Annotated in this window: 3 protein-coding genes; 2 read left to right on the top strand and 1 reads right to left on the bottom strand. The window is 64.1% G+C overall.

The genetic code is table 11. The annotated features are described in order from the left end of the window. Positions 1 to 105 precede the first annotated feature (105 nt). Together ACILQR_RS16285 and ACILQR_RS16280 are read left to right on the top strand one after the other, a co-directional pair. Positions 106 to 672, top strand: coding sequence for a DOMON-like domain-containing protein (locus ACILQR_RS16285; protein WP_395652409.1), 567 nt, complete (start codon positions 106 to 108; stop codon positions 670 to 672). Next, on the top strand, positions 669 to 1,874 hold the full coding sequence (locus tag ACILQR_RS16280) for an exo-beta-N-acetylmuramidase NamZ domain-containing protein (protein WP_395652408.1): 1,206 nt from the start codon (positions 669 to 671) through the stop codon (positions 1,872 to 1,874). Before ACILQR_RS16285 ends, ACILQR_RS16280 begins: the two co-directional genes overlap by 4 nt. Before the next feature lie 586 nt (positions 1,875 to 2,460). Here ACILQR_RS16280 and ACILQR_RS16275 read toward each other — a convergent pair. Then, on the bottom strand, positions 2,461 to 3,111 hold the full coding sequence (locus ACILQR_RS16275) for an alpha/beta hydrolase (RefSeq protein WP_395652410.1): 651 nt from the start codon (positions 3,109 to 3,111) through the stop codon (positions 2,461 to 2,463). Positions 3,112 to 3,131 lie beyond the last annotated feature (20 nt).

The raw sequence follows: 3,131 nt of genomic DNA, 5'->3' as shown, positions 1-3,131 counted from the left end.
CAGCGTGGGCGGCGCGTGATCGCGGCCGCTCGCTAGCTCAGCGAGCGGTAATACAGGCCGGTGATGTCGCGGTTGGCGATCATAGTCAGTGCGTAGCTTCAGACGTTGACCCGCGTCAAGGTCGCGGTATCGAGGGGGATGGCCGTTACCTTGATCCACCATCCCAGCACACCGGGGTCTCCGGCCGAGCGCATCGACGTAGATCTCCGTCGCGAAGGCACCCGGCTACGGCTGACCTACTGCCTTGGAGGCGAGACGGCCCGGATCCGTTGGTCCCGCCAAGTCGGCCCTGTCACGCTGGAGAGCTTGTCCAGCGCTGGCCGAAAGGATGAACTGTGGAAGCACACCTGCTTTGAGTTGTTCATCAGCACCGACGATGGCTATCGCGAATTCAACTTCGCAACCTCGGGTCAGTGGGCATCCTACAGCTTCAGCGGCTATCGACAGGAGATGATGCCGGCGAAAGAGGAGGCTTGGCTTGTCTGTCTTGAAGGTCGGGGCAGCTATCTGGATCTGGGCTTCGTGGTCGACCTGCCGCCCTCCGCCGACCGGATCGGCCTGTCGGCGGTTATCGAGGACGTCGACGGCGAGAAGACCTATTGGGCGCTGGCGCATCCTTCGGATAAGCCGGACTTTCATCACCCCGACTCCTTCGTTCTGGACCTGCCATGAAGACCGGCCTCGATCGCCTGCTGTCCGACCCGGCCCTGCGCGCCGAGCTCAAGGGGCGGCGCGTCGCCTTGCTGGCCCATCCGGCGTCGGTGACGGCGGACCTGACCCATGCGGTCGATGCGCTCGCCGCCTGTCCCGGGATCACGCTGACGGCGGCCTTCGGGCCTCAGCACGGGATGAAGGGAGACCTGCAGGACAATATGATGGAGAGCCCGGACGAGACCGATCCGGTCCACGGCATCCCGGTCTTCAGCCTGTACGGAGAGGTGCGTCGGCCGACGGGCCAGTCGATGGGCACGTTCGACGTGATCCTGATCGACCTCCAGGACGTCGGGTGTCGCATCTACACCTTCATCACGACCCTGCTGTACGTGCTGGAGGCGGCGGCCGAGCATGGCAAGGCGGTCTGGGTGCTGGACCGGCCCAATCCGGCGGGGCGACCGGTCGAGGGCACGACCCTGAGGTCCGGCTGGGAGAGTTTCGTCGGCGCGGGGCCGATGCCGATGCGGCATGGGATGACCCTGGGCGAGCTGGGTCACTGGTTCATCGATCACTTCAAGCTGGATGTGCCCGGGTACAGCGTGGTCGAGATGGAGGGCTGGGCGCCCGAGGCGGGGCCGGGGTTCGGCTGGCCCCTGAACGAACGGTCCTGGGTCAACCCCAGCCCGAACGCGCCGAATGTGTCTATGACCCGGGCCTATGCCGGGACGGTGATGCTGGAGGGGGCGACCCTTTCGGAGGGGCGGGGGACGACCCGGCCGCTGGAACTGTTCGGCGCACCCGACATCGACGCCCGCGCCGTGATCGCCGAGATGCGCAGGATCGCGCCGGATTGGCTGAATGGCTGCATCCTGAGGGACTGCTGGTTCCAGCCGACCTTCCACAAGCATGTCGGGCAGCTGTGCAGCGGGGTCCAGATCCACGTCGACGGACCTTTCTATGATCACGACGCCTTCCGGCCCTGGCGGGTCCAGGCGGCGGGCTTCAAGGCGATCCGGAACCTGTATCCCGATTACGGTCTGTGGCGGGATTTTCCATACGAGTATGCGTTTGGAAAGCTGGCGATCGATGTGATCAACGGTTCGCCGATCCTGCGCGAATGGGTCGATGACCGGTCGGCGACGGCGGCTGATCTGGACGCGATTGCGAGCCCGGATGAGGCGGCATGGATCGAGGCCCGGAAGCCGTTCCTGCTGTATTAGGCCGCTCGTCGGGTGAGTTGAGCTGTGTGTTCGACACGGAACAGTTCATCACAACGGACACCACGAAGGCACAAAGAACACGACGAGACCGAGCGGCTTTCGATGTTGTGACCGCAGGTCGCGGATGTCCTCAAGGACGAAGAGCGGCTTCGCCGCCTAATGTTCCTCGCAGACGGTGCTCCCAATGGAATCAGTCAGCGGCGTGACCTCATGTTCGGTTTCGTCGTGGCCGTTGTGAAATCGTGATGTCCGTTGTGATGAACCCAATCGAGCCCCACAATAAGGGTCACCGCGAGTTTCGATTCCTCAAGGTTCATGACCGTTGCCCGCCGTCTGTGGCGGTGGCGCTCTGAAAACAGGCCGCCAAACCGCCAAACCGCCAGGCCCGCCCAAGCAAATTCAATGACTTGGGGAATGGGCTGAGAACCCGCCACCAACCCTGGCGAATTCCGGTGGCCGACACCAAGATGTTGCAGCCTGCACTTTTCAAAGATCCGAAAGCGCAGTTGGTGTCGATGCCGTCCGGACGCAAGAGGTCGGGAGGAATTTAAACCTATTTGATACAAGCCTTGCGGCGAACGCCCGATCAGGCGGGTTCGGCTTCCAGACGCTTGTCGAGGTACAGGCCGACACGGCGATCCACGGCGTCGATGTGGTTCTGCCAGAAGTGGCTCGCGCCTTCTTCCAGTTCGTAGTCGATGACGATGCCCTTCTGGGTGCGCAGCTTGTTGACCACGCGTTCGACCTCGACCGGCGGCACGATGGTGTCGGCCGTGCCGTGCAGGAACAGGCCGGACGCCGGGCAGGGGGCCAGGAAGCTGAAATCGTACATGTTCGACGGCGGCGAGACCGAGACGAAGCCGTCCGTTTCGGGGCGGCGCATCAAGAGCTGCATGCCGATATAGGCGCCGAACTGATAGCCGCCGACCCAGGTCTGGGTCGCCGCCGGGTTGTTCGACTGGAGCCAGTCGAGGGCGGTGGCCGCGTCGGCCAGCTCGCCGATGCCCGAGTCGAACTCGCCCTGGGACTTGCCCACACCGCGCGAATTGTAGCGAAGGGTCGCAAAGCCGCGCTTCTGGAACAGCTGGTACAGGGTGACCGCGACCGGGTTGTTCATATGCCCGCCCGCCTTGGGGTGGGGGTGCAGGATCAGGGCGATCGGGGCGTTGGCGCGCTTGCCGGGGGAGTAGCGGCCTTCGATGCGACCGGAGGCGCCGGGCAGGATGACTTCAGGCATAGGGCTCTGGAATCCGTTCA

This window comes from Brevundimonas sp., assembly GCF_044239655.1.
In the GTDB taxonomy this organism is placed as follows: Bacteria; Pseudomonadota; Alphaproteobacteria; order Caulobacterales; family Caulobacteraceae; genus Brevundimonas.
This window is presented reverse-complemented; position numbering and strand designations above follow the sequence as displayed.